General features: G+C 54.5%; 18 protein-coding genes. 12 read left to right on the plus strand and 6 right to left on the minus strand.

What is annotated here, in order from left to right:
* Positions 1 to 147: 147 nt before the first annotated feature.
* The 6 genes from F0Q04_RS17260 (at position 148) to F0Q04_RS17285 (ending at position 6,251) form a co-directional block, all read left to right on the plus strand.
* Entirely contained in the window at positions 148 to 1,359 is a 1,212-nt protein-coding gene (locus F0Q04_RS17260; RefSeq protein WP_182342430.1) for an ABC transporter substrate-binding protein, read from the plus strand.
* A 523-nt stretch (positions 1,360 to 1,882) separates the two neighbouring features.
* A complete protein-coding gene (locus tag F0Q04_RS17265; RefSeq protein ID WP_182342433.1) occupies positions 1,883 to 3,676 on the plus strand; it encodes an IPTL-CTERM sorting domain-containing protein in 1,794 nt (597 codons plus the stop codon).
* Positions 3,677 to 3,865: 189 nt separating this feature from the next.
* Positions 3,866 to 4,075, plus strand: a complete 210-nt coding sequence (locus F0Q04_RS17270; RefSeq protein ID WP_116924331.1) for a hypothetical protein — start codon at positions 3,866 to 3,868, stop codon at positions 4,073 to 4,075.
* Positions 4,056 to 4,364, plus strand: a complete 309-nt coding sequence (locus tag F0Q04_RS17275; protein WP_116924332.1) for a hypothetical protein — start codon at positions 4,056 to 4,058, stop codon at positions 4,362 to 4,364. The genes F0Q04_RS17270 and F0Q04_RS17275 overlap by 20 nt, the downstream gene beginning before the upstream one ends.
* Positions 4,365 to 4,646: 282 nt before the next feature.
* Positions 4,647 to 5,225, plus strand: coding sequence for an IPTL-CTERM sorting domain-containing protein (locus tag F0Q04_RS17280; RefSeq protein WP_182342435.1), 579 nt, complete (start codon positions 4,647 to 4,649; stop codon positions 5,223 to 5,225).
* A 165-nt stretch (positions 5,226 to 5,390) separates the two neighbouring features.
* A complete protein-coding gene (locus F0Q04_RS17285; RefSeq protein WP_232539385.1) occupies positions 5,391 to 6,251 on the plus strand; it encodes a hypothetical protein in 861 nt (286 codons plus the stop codon).
* Between the two features lie 59 nt (positions 6,252 to 6,310).
* Here the strand turns inward: F0Q04_RS17285 and F0Q04_RS24260 are convergent, their stop codons facing one another.
* Both F0Q04_RS24260 and F0Q04_RS17290 read right to left on the minus strand, forming a co-directional pair.
* On the minus strand, positions 6,311 to 6,478 hold the full coding sequence (locus tag F0Q04_RS24260) for an IS3 family transposase (protein WP_332839227.1): 168 nt from the start codon (positions 6,476 to 6,478) through the stop codon (positions 6,311 to 6,313).
* Between the two features lie 115 nt (positions 6,479 to 6,593).
* Positions 6,594 to 7,694: an acyltransferase family protein gene (locus F0Q04_RS17290; RefSeq protein WP_182342437.1), complete on the minus strand. Its 1,101-nt coding sequence runs from the start codon at positions 7,692 to 7,694 to the stop codon at positions 6,594 to 6,596.
* Positions 7,695 to 7,696: 2 nt separating this feature from the next.
* On the opposite strand from F0Q04_RS17290, the gene F0Q04_RS17295 reads away from it, so the two are divergent.
* On the plus strand, positions 7,697 to 8,110 hold the full coding sequence (locus F0Q04_RS17295) for a hypothetical protein (RefSeq protein WP_182342439.1): 414 nt from the start codon (positions 7,697 to 7,699) through the stop codon (positions 8,108 to 8,110).
* 434 nt (positions 8,111 to 8,544) lie between these two features.
* On the opposite strand, the gene F0Q04_RS17300 is transcribed toward F0Q04_RS17295, so the two are convergent.
* Positions 8,545 to 9,495, minus strand: coding sequence for a hypothetical protein (locus F0Q04_RS17300; RefSeq protein ID WP_182342441.1), 951 nt, complete (start codon positions 9,493 to 9,495; stop codon positions 8,545 to 8,547).
* Positions 9,496 to 9,819: 324 nt separating this feature from the next.
* On the opposite strand from F0Q04_RS17300, the gene F0Q04_RS17305 reads away from it, so the two are divergent.
* Positions 9,820 to 10,011 (plus strand): helix-turn-helix transcriptional regulator, encoded by a 192-nt coding sequence (locus F0Q04_RS17305; protein WP_182342443.1) that lies wholly within the window; start codon positions 9,820 to 9,822, stop codon positions 10,009 to 10,011.
* Between the two features lie 289 nt (positions 10,012 to 10,300).
* A complete protein-coding gene (locus F0Q04_RS17310; RefSeq protein WP_182342445.1) occupies positions 10,301 to 10,954 on the plus strand; it encodes an inovirus Gp2 family protein in 654 nt (217 codons plus the stop codon).
* A 74-nt stretch (positions 10,955 to 11,028) separates the two neighbouring features.
* Here the strand turns inward: F0Q04_RS17310 and F0Q04_RS17315 are convergent, their stop codons facing one another.
* Positions 11,029 to 11,400: a hypothetical protein gene (locus F0Q04_RS17315; RefSeq protein WP_182342448.1), complete on the minus strand. Its 372-nt coding sequence runs from the start codon at positions 11,398 to 11,400 to the stop codon at positions 11,029 to 11,031.
* Positions 11,401 to 11,408: 8 nt separating this feature from the next.
* A complete protein-coding gene (locus F0Q04_RS17320; RefSeq protein ID WP_182342451.1) occupies positions 11,409 to 11,906 on the minus strand; it encodes a hypothetical protein in 498 nt (165 codons plus the stop codon).
* A 256-nt stretch (positions 11,907 to 12,162) separates the two neighbouring features.
* Here F0Q04_RS17320 and F0Q04_RS17325 point away from each other — a divergent pair, with 256 nt between their 5' ends.
* Positions 12,163 to 12,450 carry a helix-turn-helix domain-containing protein gene (locus F0Q04_RS17325; protein WP_182342452.1) on the plus strand — a complete coding sequence of 96 codons (288 nt, stop codon included), beginning with the start codon at positions 12,163 to 12,165 and terminating at the stop codon, positions 12,448 to 12,450.
* A gap of 130 nt (positions 12,451 to 12,580) precedes the next feature.
* On the opposite strand, the gene F0Q04_RS17330 is transcribed toward F0Q04_RS17325, so the two are convergent.
* Entirely contained in the window at positions 12,581 to 12,886 is a 306-nt protein-coding gene (locus F0Q04_RS17330) for a hypothetical protein (protein WP_182342455.1), read from the minus strand.
* 304 nt (positions 12,887 to 13,190) lie between these two features.
* On the opposite strand from F0Q04_RS17330, the gene mads1 reads away from it, so the two are divergent.
* Positions 13,191 to 13,394 (plus strand): methylation-associated defense system helix-turn-helix domain-containing protein MAD1, encoded by a 204-nt coding sequence (gene mads1, locus F0Q04_RS17335; RefSeq protein WP_182342458.1) that lies wholly within the window; start codon positions 13,191 to 13,193, stop codon positions 13,392 to 13,394.
* Positions 13,391 to 16,318, plus strand: coding sequence for an SNF2-related protein (locus F0Q04_RS17340; protein WP_182342460.1), 2,928 nt, complete (start codon positions 13,391 to 13,393; stop codon positions 16,316 to 16,318). Before mads1 ends, F0Q04_RS17340 begins: the two co-directional genes overlap by 4 nt.
* Position 16,319: the final 1 nt, after the last annotated feature.

A 16,319-nucleotide genomic window follows, 5' to 3' on the forward strand; every position in this document is an offset into this window, starting at 1 on the left:
CCCTGCCCCACCTGGCTTTGCGCCAACCCCTTTGTGTGATCCGCTACGCCGTGCCCACCAGGCCCAACCCCTTGCCCTGAACCCTTTGACAGCGGGGCAAACCCACCTGGCCGTGGCCAACGATAAAAATACCAGGAGACCATTTCCATGAAGTTCAGAACCACTTGTTTGACGACCCTGCTTGCATCTGTTGGCCTGGCCTCTGGCGCATGGGCGCAGGGCATATCCGACAACGCCGTGCGCATTGGCGTGATCAGCGATACCTCCAGCGCCTACGCCGATATTGGCGGCAAGGGCACGGTCGCAGCTGCCACGATGGCGATCAAGGATTTTGGTGGCAAGGTGCTGGGCAAGCCGATCGAGCTGCTGTCGGTGGACCACCAGAACAAGGCCGACATTGGCGCCACCCGCGCCCGCGAATGGTTTGACCGCGAGAACGTGGACATGGTCATCGGCCTGGGCAACACCGCCGTGCACAACGCAGTCGCCACCGTCGCCAAGGAAAAGAACAAGGTGCTGATCAACACCGAAGCGGGCTCGAGCTCGATCACCGGCGAGAACTGCGCGGCCAACATCGTGCACTACACCTACGACACCTATGCCACGGCCAACAGCACCGTCAAAGCGGTAACCGAAGGCGGCGCCAAGAGCTGGTACATCGTGGCGGTGGACTATGCCTTTGGCCAGGCGCTGTCGAACGACATCACGGCCGCCGTCGACAAGAACGGCGGCAAGGTGATCGGCACGGTCAAGCACCCGCTCAATGCGCCCGATTTCTCGTCCTACATGCTGACGGCGCAGGCCTCCAAGTCCGATGTGATTGCGCTGGCCAATGGCGTGAACGACACCATCAACTCCATCAAGAGCGCCCGCCAGTTCGGCATCACCGACAAGCAAAAGGTGGCCGCTGCGCTGATGTTCATCTCGGACGTGCATGCACTGGGCCTGAAGACCGCCCAGGGCATGTATGCGACGACCGCCTTCTACTGGGACCGCACGCCCGAGAGCCGCGCCTGGTCGCAAAAGTACTTCAAGGTCATGAACAAGATGCCGACCATGGCCCAGGCCGGCACCTACTCGGCAGTGATGCACTACCTCAAGGCAGTCGAAGCGGCCGGCACCGACGATACCGCTGCGGTGATGACCGCGATGAAGAAGATGCCTATCAAGGATTTTTTCAGCGACGACGGCAAGATCCGCGAGGACGGCCGCATGGTGCATGACATGTACCTGGTGCAGGTCAAGAAGCCCGAGGAATCCAAGGCACCCTGGGACTACTACAAGATCATCGCCACCATCCCGGGCGAACAGGCCTTCCGGCCGCTGTCCGAGGGCAAGTGTCCCCTGGTCAAGTCCTGAGCCCGCCACTCAGCCGATCTGGACCCTCCAACCCGATGGACCCGACCTGGTCCATCGGGTCGTTTCATTTCTGCCCAGGGTTTATGACCATGTAAGCATCTAGTGATTTTCAGTGTTTATTTTCATGCAAGGGTAAGCATTTTTCCGGGGCACGATGCTCCTAATTTAAACAATTGCAAATAAATTCAATAGTTTTGAACAAATGTTTATTATTTATAGATTGCATTTGACATTTAAAGCCATAAAAAACATAGCATCGCAGGCTTGCAAATCAATAGGTATACTACAAACTCTATTCAGAGATTTACCAGACAACTATCAGAATAGATTACTTTAATATTAATAAAAATCACCAGCAAGGGTGTTTAAACATTCATTGACAATACGCCACTGGCATTCACAGAAAGGCTGTTTACGATGTAATCCTTGAAAAAGGAGATTGTCCATGTTGTTAAATAACAAAATAAAAATACTCAAAACAGGATTAGTCACAATAGCTGCGGCCTCTCTGGCCCCGGTGGCCATGGCAGCATCGGGCGCTCCGCTTCCGCGCTGCGATGCCAGCGGGCAATCGTTCTATCTGACCCGCTACACCGGCCCGGCCGCCACCGGAACACCGCCCACGGCGATCCTGGATCTGGCGACCGCCCCCGCCACCGGCGCGGTTGCCATTGCTCCCATCTGGAGTGGTGCCGCAGCGCCCACCGTGTCCGCGCGCGAAATTGGACTGACGCCGCCCAATCCGCCATTGCCGGCGGGCGCCTCCGTCGCCGGCGGCATGGGCAAGGATGGCTATATCTATACGATGCGCGCCGTCGACGGGGACAACAACTGGGATACCAGCCCGGCAGCGGGTTGGGGCAGTGCAGCGGGCGGTGGATGGCGCAGCCATACTCGTTATTACGAGATGCTGCGCTATGGCCGCAATGGCGTGGACAACCTGGGCATCGTGAGCGGACTGGGAACCTACCAGACCGACCCCACCGATCCCAGCACCTTGGTCAGCGGTGCGATTGACCTGCGCCTGGGGCCCAATTTCAACGCCGCCGATATTGACCCGGTCACCGGCATCATGTACCTGGCGAACTTCCAGACCGGCGGCGCACTCAACCGCGTCTTCAAGATCGATGTGACGCAGACCCCGCCGCTCTATGTGGGCACCTTGAACCTGGCCAGCAATATTCCCGGCGCGCAATCGGGCGACTTTGCGATTGACGCCAGCGGGCAATGGGCCTATGGCATCGCAACGACGGGGAATGTGATCACGGGAACATCGGTGAGTTACCGATTCAACCTGTCTTCCGGTGCCGTTGAGACGTTGGCAGCTGTATCACCAGCCCCGTTCAACAGCCCGTATGGTGCAGCAGCACGGCTGCCCAATGCAACTGACAAGCTGGCCTTTTATGGCCTGGGCACACGCATCATGAGCATCCCTGCAGGCACCGTAGGACCCAGCCAGAGCACCGCAGGCGCCACCAGTGGCGATGCCGCCGCCTGCCTGCCCAAGCTGACCGCGACCCTGGTCTGCACCCCCGATGCGCTGGTCGATGCGGCGGGCAATATCTCCAACTGCACAGTCACCTTGGACCAGGCTGCGCCGGCGGGCGGCATGGCCATTGCTCTGACCCCACCAGCAGCCAACCCACGCTACACCAGCAGCTGCGGCAGCTCCATCGTGGTAGCAGCCGGGCAGACAACGGCCAGTTGCTCGATCACCGCCACGCCCAACACCACGCCCGGTGATGGCGATGTGACCGCAGCGCTGGCGTTGGCCACACCTGCCGCAACAGATGACTATGTGCTGGGCACCCCGTCAGGGGCCGAGGTCCGCATCCGCAACGACGACGTTGACATCCCCATTACGCCCGTGGTCAACCTCAGCTGCACACCCAGCAGCTTGGTGGACGCTGCAGGCCAGGTCTCTACCTGCATCATCAATCTGAGCGCGCCCGCACCCGCCGGCGGTAGCAGCATCAGCCTCAGCCCGCCACCCGGCAGCAGCCGCTACACCAGCAGTTGCACCTCTCCCGTGCTCGTCGCAGCAGGGGCGACGCAGAGCAACTGCACGATCACCGCAACGCCCAATACCGTCATAGGCGATGGCAGCGTCAGCGCGTTGTTACAGCTGTTGGCCGGGCCCGGTTATACGCTCGGGCCCGACAGCCAGGCCAGCGTGCAAGTCAACGACGACGACCTGCCTATCGATGTCGGCGATGCCAAGCGTGTGCCTACTTTGAGCGCATGGGCACTGGCTTTGATGGGCATGCTGCTGGCAGCTGCAGGCGCGCTCTTTGCACGCAAGCGGCACCAGGGCTAGGCACCGGCCATCCAGACCACCGCGTCCAAAAGGGAGCCTAGCTCCCTTTTTTGTGCGCCTCATGGCAAGCGGCGCTACAGAATTTCTTACGCAGCAGGGCGCAGTCACGGAGAACTCCCGAAGTCGATGTTTAGACAAAACCAAGGTGTTTTGCAAGGAGCTCCTGGCTGAAGAGATCCAATATGGGTCGTGGGCGGCGCCACCGAGCCTGCCTGCATTCTGCAAACCCTGGCCGTGACGCTGGCCGTGCAGGCACCGCGCATCACCACCGCGCAGACGCAGGACTTGAGCGGCATCGCAACGTCGGCGGCACCAGGCGGCAGCGCATCCACGCCCTTGCCTCCGGGCACCACCATCACCTTGCAACTCTCCGGCCCTGATGGATTTAGCACCATTTAGCACCAGCCAGACCACCACCGTCATCGGCAGTGGTGGCGCATATTCACTGACTTGGCCGGCTGGCCTGGCGCCCGGCCACTACGAGGTCATTGCCCACCTCAGCGACCAGCCAGGCGTTCAATCGAGCGTGGGCAGCTTTACCGTGCAAGCGGTGGTCGTGCCGCCCCCTCCACCACCACCGCCCCTCACGCCACAGGCTGTGCCAGCGCTGGTGCCCTGGGCCACCATCGGCCTGGGAGCGCTGCTTGCACTGCTGGGCAGGCAGCGCCTGCGCCGCCGTACAGGCTGAGCCGATCCAAGGCCGCCTTCAGGCGGCTTGATTTATTTATCAAATGAATCATGACAACAATTAGCTGCATATCCATTTATTTTCGGAGGGGGCACCTGCTACTCCACAAGCACAAGCACAGAGGTGCTTGGGGAGGGATGACAGCTAGCGAATGGCCTTTTTCTCAATAAACTGAGATTTAGACAACGAAACAAAGAATTTTCTGAAAACCAGCAAATATATGGATTGCTATTTAAGTTACATGTTGTTAATTTCGTCTCCTTTTACACCGAGGGAGACACCATGAACAAACTTTTGGCATCCGCCGCGCTGGCGCTCAGTTCTCTGGCGTTCACTGCCGCCGCCCAAGCCGCGCCGCTGCAGTGGACCTTGAAGGACGTGACCTTTGACGATGGCGGCGCGGCCACCGGCTCTTTTGTCTATGACGCCGACAGCGACACCTACAGCAACGTGCAGCTGAGCACCACGGCAGGCAGTGTCGGAGGCGCCTCAGACTTTCGCAGCAAATGTGTCACGCCCCACTGCATCAACGCCCTGCCGGAGCTTATCTTTGTCGCCTCCAGCAACCAGAGCGACTTGACCAATGTGACCTACCTCGACATTGAACCGTCGGCACCCCTCTCCAATACACCGGGTACCGTCGAGCTGGCGTTTGGCATGTCCACCACCTGCGGCAATGCAGCCTGCTCCACCAATGGCCCCGGCTTGCGCGCGTTCTTCAGTGGCCAGCTCGTTGGGGTACCTTATATCGCTCCACCTGCTGCACCCACCAGCGTTCCGACGCTGAACCAATGGAGCCTGGCCGGACTCAGCATGCTATTGGCTGCATGGGCCTTGCTGTATCGCCGCTGCGCATCCTGATATAGGATCGTCCCTTATTCCCCGGATACCAAGCGTTCTGCACTGATCCTTTACCCAGCCCAGCCTGCGAGTAAGCCTCCACGGGTGCCTCAAGACAGTCCCTGACATTCAGGCAAGCAATATGTAAGGATAGGTTGATAGAATGTAAAGATTAACAACGGGGATATGATGATTTTCAAGAAAATTGCATTGGTTGGCGCCTTGCTCGGCACCGGTTTGGCACAGGCGTTTGCGCCTCAGACAGGCACCTGGATTGTGACCAGCGAAGTCAATGGCAAGCCAGGCCGTGGCTTGGCGATTGATGTGCAGGACAATACCTTGGTCATGCAAATGTATGCATACGATGCCAGTGGTAACGCTACGTTCTATATGACCAGCGGCACCTTGGCCAATGACAATTACGCAGCACCCCTCAACAAATACCGTGGCGGTCGTTATCTCGGTAGCGGCGAGCTGTCCGGCAAGGAAGATGGCAGTGCAGGCACTGTGTCGATGCGCTTTGTCTCGGGTACCAAAGGCTACATAACGCTTCCTGGCGAGGCAGAGAAAGAGATTTCGCGTTTTAACTTTGCTTACGGCAATGATCCCCAAGGCCTCAAAGGCATATGGCTGTTCAGTCCCCTCAATTCACTGACGCCAACGGCAGACTTTTTCAGGCTCGAAAAGGCGCAACCAGCGACGCAGTATGGCAATGGCCTCATGGCCAGCTCAGATGGCAGCTTTGGCTGCGAACACCAAGTCACCGGTAATGCCGCCGGAACCGTACTCTGTGTCAAGGTGAACTCGGCAGGTAAAGTTCTGCGCGGCTACCAATTCATCTATAGCGTGAATGACGGAGAAGGCAATTTGCTCAATAGCCTTGGCCAGGCTACGTCGATTGCCGCCATGCGCCGTTTGGCAAACCGCACAGACACCGGCACAGGGATTTTCCTGAAATCCGAGTCGAGTGAAGAAGCTGCAGCAGCTGTGGTAAGCCCAGACCAACTGCGCCTGGCCATCGAAAGCGTGGCAGCACAAGTGGAATAAGCGACAGCGCTCTCAGACCCCACTTTTCAACTGCCTCCAAGAAGTTGGACAGTTGAATCTTAAAGGCTCGAGGCCTGGGTTCGGTACTCTATCGGACCCAGGCCTTTTAGTTTGAGCTTCAAACGGATGAGGTTGTCGTTGTGAATGCTGTCTTGTAGCCCTTTAGACAGTTGAACGATGCCCCCAAACCTGCCAAACCATAGGAACCTCGGCTTGCGTGTTCCCAGTTTGGCGCTCTCATCTTATTTCGCCTTGGAAAAAACCCCATGGCTTGAACTGGTGTCCACCTTCAGAGGTGCAGTTCCTCCCGCGGTTTTTAGTATCCGCGTTGCCGCGTCCGTTTCAAGAAACACTAGAGATCGATTTGCGCCTGAATCCCAGCGAGAACTCCTTCTTGCTCCATGTCTTGAACAGCGCCAATGCGGGCTCCTCGACAAGCTTCCACGACACCAGTGCCACTATCCAGGTCAGGGGGATGGCCACCGCCGTCATCTGCAGCGGCGTAGCGGCAGGGTAGAACTTGGCGATCAACTGCTGTATCGGCCAGCCATACAAGTAGGTGCCATAGGAGATATCCAACATCCAGGGCGGTGAAGGCAGGCGTGGAACATATGCCAGCCAGAATATGAAATAGACAAGCGCGACGGAAAAAACCCACTCATAGTGAACCGTGTGCCGGCATACCCAGGCCACCAGTGCCAATAGCGCCACGATGGAGAGGTGCAGTGGAATACGAGTTTTGTGAATGTAGAACAGCGCGCCACAAGCAAAAAACAAGGCCAGCCGGGCGGCTTCCTGCAAGGGAACAGATTGGAGCTGTGCGGACTGGTAGGTCCAGATAGCAAATCCCGCAATCAACGCGCTCGTCAGCCAGCGCCAGGAAAAAATACCCAAGACCCCCAGCACCCCCATATAGAGGTACATAGTCCCTTCAATGGGCAAAGTCCAAAGCGAGCCATTGACAGCGGGGCTGTAACGGTTCCCCTCAAAAACTCCGGGGAGCAGCCACTGTATTTCCGCCAGGGATGCGTTGGACCACACATACGTCCACGTCAGCGGAGATGACCAATAATCGGCCTGCGATTGCACGGTGACAAGGGGGCCCAGCACGAGCGCACAGACAAGTACGCAGACCCATAAGCCAGGAAACAAGCGAACAGCACGCGCCAGGGCGAACCGCACGATGGACTTGCTTCTGTCCAAGCTGCCGGCGACCAGAAAACCGCTGATCAGAAAAAATACCGCTACCGCGACATCGCCTGAATAGCGGTAGTTCAGGTACTGGGTAAAAAAATCGCGCTGAGCGCTGCCCAATGCCGCAAGGGCAAAGCCATGCCCGTAGATGACGAGGGTTGCTGCCACCAGGCGTATCAGCAGAAAATTATCCCTGCGCCCCTCTGCGCCGCCTGCCACCTCCAGGTAGTGTCCAATGGTGTATTTCATAAATGCTTATCGTTCGCCCCATGGCGGTCGTCCTCGATTGGCGTAGTTTTTACAACACCACGGACCTGCTGAACCTTGGCTCAGCCCGATTGCGTGGATCGACTGCAGCACACGCTATACGCTTTCCGGGATCCGTCGCCCTACGCATCATCAAAAAAAGCGGGCTGGGACCACCATGCCGATGGCAGGTGAGGCGCAATGAACGCGCCGCTGGCACCAATGACAAAGCGGATGCACGCGTCAATGGCAAACAGGAGGGCCCACCGATCCATCAACCATGGGATGCCGCTGGCGACAAAGCGCAACTATGCCATGTTTACACGGCCTTTACAGGCTTTTTCGTCACGAATGCGCTCAAGCCCACCGTGCCCTGCGAACAACAGACACCCCAAAATAGCGGACTCTGCTTTGCATAAAAAAAGCGCCCACTGAAAAACCAGTGAGCGCCTTTTTGGCTTGTATGGGCTGGCGTCAATTGAATCCTGCCTTCTATACTACAAAACCTTAGATTTCAAGAATTTTTCTTGTGCCTTATACCCCCTCCTGTACCCCCACTTTTTGAGTGCTACCAAGTTACTCCGATGGGGCAAATCAGAGTCAGCTGACGCCGCTGGTCCTATCGATGGGATAGAAAAGGAAATGCCACATCATGCGAGCCCCACAAAAATCTGTACGGCGAGGGCGTCACAACAAATTAGTCAGGGCTCAACAAGAAGGCAATGGGATGGAAAGACTCCCTTGAAGAGAGAAACGGAAAGTGAACTGCAACGCTTACACCCCTCGCCGATGTCCAGCCTCAGCCAGATCTATGCATCGCATGCGCCGCCCCCAAGTTCCGCCAGCGTCACCATCAGACTCCAGAGCTCCCCGCAGGGAGCCAGCCCTGGCGATACCCGCCATTTCTTTTTAAGTACTCTGCCATGTAGCGCACCAAATCATCATTTCCAAAAACAGCATCGACTATTTTTGATCTATTCTCTCCTTGTTCCATTGATAGTTTTTTAATGTTTTTTATAGATTTTTCAGACAACGAAAAATTCACTTGCTTAGTTGCCTTTGTCGCCCTTGAATTTCTATTATTAAACAGCATTTGTATTTTTTTTATACTCAAATCCACTTTCTCTGGATTTTCTCTGCTATTTTTATAAAAATAAATTCTTATTTCATCAGAATCAGAAAATCTACTGCACCCCGCGCTTGCATTCTTCAAATGGTCATAGGCAGCCAATAGTCTATCAGGTTTACCATCAAACCAACTACATCTTTGCGTCAACTGCTGCGCCTCAAAAACACGAACTTCCAATCGTCTAAGCTCAATCTCTTTCGCAGATGGTGCAACATCCCAAGCGTCAAAAAGAAATATTATTTTTTCCCGAATTGAAAAACCGATATTCCCAAATATCAACCTTAACCCAGAAAATTTCTCATTGAATGAAAATCTATTACCAGGAAGTTGATTTGCAAAATCAGAAACAAAAATTTCATCAATGTACGAGTTGCAAATAAACTCCTCAAACTTAGATTCACCAATAAAACCAAAGTTAGACTCATGCAACCTTTTTGAAAGAGTATATCTCTTGAAATCCCTTACTATTGCCTCAGTCCACCCTGCATTGGAACTCAACACCTGCATTACGTCAATTTTAAATGAAGACTGCATACGAAATCGCGAGTCAGCCCCTAATCGAAGTGCTGCGGCAAGATACCTAAATCCTCTTTCATCTATTGAACATCCTTCAAAAATTTTATCAAATTGATCGATCAAATTTTGATTAGGGTTTGGTGCTTTGTAAATTGGCATTTATACGTAGGTATTTTCAAGATGAAATCAAGCAACTTTCTAGCCGCCATCTAGACATCATATAGGCATTCTTTGAGCGTGTCACCTTCGTGGCAACTCAAGCCTTCCGTCGCTAGTTCCCAGGTCGAGTGCAGAACGATCAGCAAACCTCATGGCATCGACTTACGAGCGTTAGCAGCGTGGCCGCCCTTAAAACGAAATAGACGTAACAGGCAACGCCTCACCGTACAACGGTATTTCGATTCTCTGGCTTGAGTCAGTGCTAATAAAAAATCAATTTATCGCGTCATTAATGAATCCAATGAATCAACCTTGGAGTTCATCATGCGCATTCTAAAACTGAAAGAAGTTCTCAATCGAACGGGTCTTGGTAAAACCACCTTATATATGCTCATCAGCAATGGGAATTTTCCTCAGCAAATCCCTTTAGGATTGCGTGCAGTTGGCTGGCTGGAGAGTGAGATTGATGCATGGATTCTTGATAAAATTGAATCCAGGAACAGGATAACTTCTTAATTATTTTACAGAGTGGAAATTTATTTAAAAATCTCGGAAAATTGCCTTTAACATCAAAAAACAAAGGCAATTTCTCGTGATTTCAGAGGAAAGTCATCAATCCCAACCTGAAGGGTTTGTATGTTTAAGTATTATTAATAGAAGAACTTATAAACATACATTGATCAGAATTCCTCAATATCCAACTCATTATTAATTAACAAAAGGTACTTTTAATTACTTTAATTTTAAAAATTAAAATATTAATCCTAAAGTGAAGTGTATGTCTAATCCACAAAGGACATACTTCATGAATCAATTTTTATTCAACAGTAATTTTCACCCGTGTAACCAACATAGCTATCGCGGCTATGACACTCAATCAAAGCATGGCCCACTCATTCAGAATTACCTAAATAGAACTCATACGTGTTTTACCAAAGCACTAGACGACTATGGTCGCGTATGCCTCATTCGGTTTGATCTGCACGTACCTGAGGTGTGCACACCAGAAGCATTGACGGACAATAGGTTGATTTATCGATTCTTCTCTTCACTCAAAGCAAAAATCGCATACTCTCAAGATCAAAGCATAAAGCTTGGAAATCGTGTTCACCACACGGAATTGCGCTATATCTGGTGCAGAGAGTTAAGTACTCAAGGGCGCGTTCACTTTCATGTGGCGCTGCTGCTCAATGCTGCTGCGTATTCATTCATTGGTAAATTTAATTTATCAAACAACAATATGTACTCCCGCATCCATCAAGCATGGGGAAGCGCTTTGCACGCATTTCCAGAGGATTTACAGGGGCTTATTCACATTCCTGAAAACCCATGCTACGAGATCATTCGTGGTAATGATGCGTCGTTCAATGAGGCTTTCAAGCGCGTCAGTTATCTGTGCAAAGTGAACTCTAAGGAGTTTGGCAATCACTACCATTGCTTTGGGTGCAGCAGGGTTTAGCCGTGCAGTGAGATCAAGCGGACAAGAAAAAAGCAGTGGGTTATTCATCCACTGCTTGTCTTTCGCGTGTGAGGTCACTTGTAGTACTTCTGACACTCACTGCTCTCAAACGCCTTAGTCAGTATCTCTGCCTGTGCCCTGGGCCCATAGCGGTATAGCGGAACGTCGTCCTGGAACCTCTCGTTCATGCGTATTCCAAGATAGGTCGGGCCAGTGGATGTGCTCAGCTTTTCCATCTCAATCGTCACCGTTGCCATGGCTCTTTTGGCGGCGGCATCTTTTCCAAGAAGACTGGCTACCTTTGCGCACCTGAAGGCCTTGTAGACCTTGTCTTCTGCCGAGCTGCAACCCGTCAGAACCAATGTGCTTATTGCCAGTACAGCGAGCAGTCCAATGGATCGGATTTTGTAGATATTCATGTCCAATGCGATCTGGGTAGTGCTCATGATTCGTCTCATAGCTTCTTGACGCATTCCAAGCCCTTTGCGACGAAGCCGGCAAAGTCTTCATCGTCGAAGTGATCCATGACCTTCTTCTCCAACGCTTTGAAGTACGGTTCTGTGCCGCTTTGCACACTGCCCCAAGCACCCTTTTCATCAATGATGCGTTTGTCGGTATCGAATGACAGCACGCATGCCGCCAAGGACTTTTCCATCATGCGGCGGTTCTCGCTTCTGCGTCCGCTGTCACTACTTCCTGCGAACCATTTGCTGTTGCGGTATTCCAGAACTTCTAGAAATGAATTTCCAAAGTCCTCTACAGAGTCTCCATCAATCTCTGGTTCGATGGAGAACACATACGAGGGCCAGAAAAGCAGGCCTCCCGACAATGCCTGCCCTACATTACGCGCCGTCCCACCGGATCGATAGCCATTGGCACTGTTCCAGTACACAAGTGGCACACACAGGAGACCTACCAACAGGTATCCACCAATCACCTTCCCAATCGTCATCTCAAAGGCTCCCTCTTAAGATCCAGAACACACTGTCCTTAGTGGGCCTGCGCCCCGTCGCACAGTCCTCCTTCAGCGCTTGCCTCCCTCGGCCAAGACTATCAAGCCCCATACGGCCAAGGCCGGTATCAACCACCAGCCAAACAGATACATAAAGAAGATCGCGAACAGCACGCACAGAATCAAATTGGCAATGAACGAGACCATGTGATCACCCATATGTGAAGCAAACTCCGTAGATACAAATGTATCAGAAATGCATCCTGATGAGGTGTCAGCCAAGCCTCAGCCCCCTACCCAGTTGCCCGATCCAGACAATCTGCGTGATGTCTTGGCGTACTGGGTACGTCTCAAACGTGTGGAAAAGGGTTGGTCGCAGGAGCGCTTGGCGCTGGAGTGCGAGCTCGACAGAACCTATGTGTCTGCTGTGGAGCGGTCGCGCTGGAATGTGTCGCTCTCCAACATGGAGCGGCTTGCCCAAGCTCTGGGGGTGGATGTCTGGACGTTGCTAAAGCCACCGCAATCAGACGGCAGCGTGCAGTAAGCGAGTTCATCGGCCTTCAAACCAGATGACATATGGCCATGAACTCCCCCCAAAGGAGCAGTTCATGGTCCATAAGATAGTTCCCTGAATGGTTGGCTGCTCGTGCTTTCTCGCATTCCTTCAAGCGGGCTTACGACTCTTCTAGTACCTTCTGCTTGATCGATTTCATGATGGAAATCTTCTGCCGGTTATTTTTCGACCAGCTCAGCTCAAAGCAACTGCGACCGAACTGGGCTCGCACAACCTGCACTTCCCGTATGGGAGCTATGTATCCAGCTTGCTGAGCGGAGAGCAGTTGCAGCACATGCTGACGATCTTCCTCGATCAGAGTGGCACCAACTGGGTAGCGATGCAATATGCCAGTAAAACAAAGCCGGGCCTGGTTGATGCTAGAAAACGATTGATCACCGACATGAACGGGAATCGGCTGGGTCATCGGAACCTCCTCTGTGAATCCTCTTATTAACTGCTGCACACAGCGTGAAGCATTCACAATATTTGGTCGATCGAGTGGGCGAAGAGATGCATTTTTGCTACCAAACTGAGCCTGCAGGGAAGACGCAATCTCACCGTCCTACAGTTAGCTCAAATCCGAGCACTGGTTAGATGTAGAAGCCAGCTCTGGCCTTTCTCAGTCAAGTCGAAGGCACAACCTTTCGAAATTCAATCGTTTTTTGTCAAGAATTGGAAAATTTTGCACTATCCTGCAGTCTTCCAACAATCATTTGACCGCCCTCTCCATGTTCAACAACACCAGCGAAAGCGAAATCCTGACGATCAAGGAAGTCGCCGAGTTCCTGAAGGTGACGGAGCGCACGATCTACCGACTCGCAGCTGCCAAGCAAATACCTGCTTTCAAGGTCGGCGGTACATGGCGCTTCCGGGCGACAGATATCGACGGCTGGATAGCCGACCAGTCGAAGAAGGCGGAGAACACCGATTGATCTCCGCCTACCACGCAAAGTACTACGCCCAAGAGCTGACGCGGCGACATGCCGCCGATGGCGTTGATCGCCTCTCCCAATCGCTGTTCGATGCCAGCGTAGATCTGAACCCGCATCAGATCGAGGCGGCTCTGTTCGCACTTCGGAACCCGTTGCAAGAAGGCGTGCTGCTGGCTGACGAGGTGGGGTTGGGCAAAACCATTGAGGCCGCGCTGGTGGTTTGCCAGTACTGGGCCGAGCGCCGTCGTCGGCTGCTGGTCATATGCCCGGCTAGCCTGCGCAAGCAATGGGCGCAGGAGCTGCACGACAAGTTCGCTGTGCCCACCACCGTGGTGGATGCCGTTTCTCTGCGCAAGCAGTCCGCTGGCGACATGCTCGCCACCCTACAACGGCAGGTTGGCAAGGCGGTCGTCATCATGTCCTACCAGTTTGCCGCCAAGCTGGAAGCCGAGCTGCGGGCCGTGCCTTGGGATGTAGTGGTCATCGACGAAGCGCACAAGCTGCGCAATGCTCACCGCGCCAGCAACCGCACGGGGCAGGCGCTCAAGCGTGCGTTGCAAGGCCGCAAGAAGCTGCTGCTCACCGCCACGCCGCTGCAGAACTCGCTGATGGAGCTGTACGGCCTGTCCACGCTGATCGACGAGCACATGTTCGGCGACGAAACCGCCTTCCGCAAGCAGTTCATGAACAGTGGAACGGGTTTAGACGAACTGCGCGCGCGTCTTGCCAGTTTTGCCAAACGAACACTGCGCCGCGACGTGTTGGAGTACATCAAGTACACCGAGCGCAAGGCGCTCACCCAGCCATTCAACCCCACTGACGACGAGCAGGCGCTGTACGAGCGCATCTCGGCCTTTCTGCAAAAGGAAGACTCCTACGCCCTGCCCAAGCAGCAGCGCCACCTCACAGCACTGATCTTGCGCAAGCTACTGGCCTCCAGTTCGCACGCCGTCGCTGCCACCTTGGTCTCCATCCGCGAGCGCCTGCAGGGATTGCTCACAGCAGACAAAGCGGAAGACGATGGCAGCCAACTGGTCGAAAAACTCATTGCCGAGGACGACCTGGAGCAGGACTACCTGGAAGAGGAAGCCAGCGAGGCAGAAGAAAACGCCGAAGGCCCGACGCTTGCGCCAGCCGAAGAAGGTAAACCGGGCGCTGCAAAAGATGCCCATGCCGTCCGCGCCGCCATCACCACAGAGATCGCGGAGCTGACCGCATTCGTCGATGCCGCCCAAGCCCTGAAAACCGACACCAAGGCGCAGGCGTTACTCAAGGCGCTCAACCTAGGTTTCGGCAAGATGACCGAGCTGCGCGCACCACGCAAAGCTATCATCTTCACAGAGTCCAAGCGCACGCAGGAGTACCTGCACCGCTTTCTCTCCGCCAACGGCCACGCAGGCAAGTTGGTGCTGTTCAGCGGCACCAACAACCATGAAGACTCCACCGTCATCTACCAGCGCTGGCTCGAAGAGTACAAAGGCACGGATCGCGTCACCGGCTCGCCGCAGGTGGATCGCCGCACCGCGCTGATCGACCACTTCCGCAAGGATGACGGCACCGGTGCGGAAATCATGATTGCCACCGAAGCGGCAGCCGAAGGCGTCAACCTGCAGTTCTGCGCGCTAATCATCAACTACGACTTGCCATGGAACCCGCAGCGTGTCGAGCAGCGCATTGGCCGCTGCCACCGTTACGGTCAGCGTTTTGATGTGGTGGTCATCAACTTTCTCAACACCCGCAACCAGGCCGATCAGCGCGTGCTGGAACTGCTCACCGAGAAATTTAACCTGTTCTCGGGGGTGTTTGGCGCAAGCGATGAAGTGCTGGGCCGCATCGAAGGTGGCCTCGATTTTGAGAAACGCATCCTCCAGATTTACGATACCTGTCGTCAACCCGAGCAGATCGAAGCCGCTTTCAATGCACTCCAAACAGAGCTGGAAGAAGCCATTGCCGACCGAATCAAAGACACACAGTCACAACTGCTGGAAAATTTTGACGAGGATGTTCACGACCGCCTCAAACTGCGTCTTCAAGACGCCGAAGCGCGGCTCGACAAGCTGGGGCGCTGGTTCTGGGGTGTCACCTGCTTTGCATTGGACGGCCGCGCGCGCTTCGACGAGCAGTCCTACGCGTTTTCTCTGAGCACGCCGCCAACTGGGATCGCCACAGGTCGCTATCAGCTCATTCGTGGTGCGGCGCAGCCGGACATGCTGGCGCACGCCTACCGCCTCAGCCACCCGCTGGGGGAGTGGAGCATTGATACCAGCCTGAATGCGGCAACGCCCGTCGCCACCTTGAAGCTCGACTACAGCAAACATGGCGCACGCGTCTCAGTCATCGAGAGACTGCGCGGCCTATCCGGCTGGCTGACGCTGGCTCGGCTGGAGGTCAGCGCATTCGAGACCTCCGAGACGCTGCTGTTCTCCGGCCTCACCGACGATGGCCAGGTGTTGGATCAGGAGACCTGCGAAAAGCTGATGGCCATTCCAGCAGCAGACAAACCAACGCCTTTGAGCACTGCCGCGCCCGAGGTACTGATAGCCAATAGCCAGCGCGCGGTCGCCGCCACCATTGCTCAGGTGCTGGAAGCTAACCAGCGCCTATTCAATGAAGAACGGGACAAGCTGGAGCGCTGGGCTGATGACAAGCTGCTGGCCGCAGAGGAAGCCCTGAAGAACACGAAGGCACGCATCGCACAATTGAAGCGCGACGCTCGCAAGGCTGTCACGTTGCAGGAGCAAGACGGCATCCAGCGCGAACTGTCTGAGCTGGAACGCAAACAACGCCGTCTGCGGCAGGAAATCTTTGCCGTCGAGGACGAGATCATCGCCAAGCGCGACGAATTGATTGCATCGCTTCAGCAGCGCCTGCAAGAAAAAACGAGTAGCGAGACCCTGTTTAGCGTGCGCTGGCAGTTGATCTGAA

The organism is Comamonas koreensis (assembly GCF_014076495.1).
GTDB lineage: Bacteria > Pseudomonadota > Gammaproteobacteria > Burkholderiales > Burkholderiaceae_C > Comamonas > Comamonas squillarum.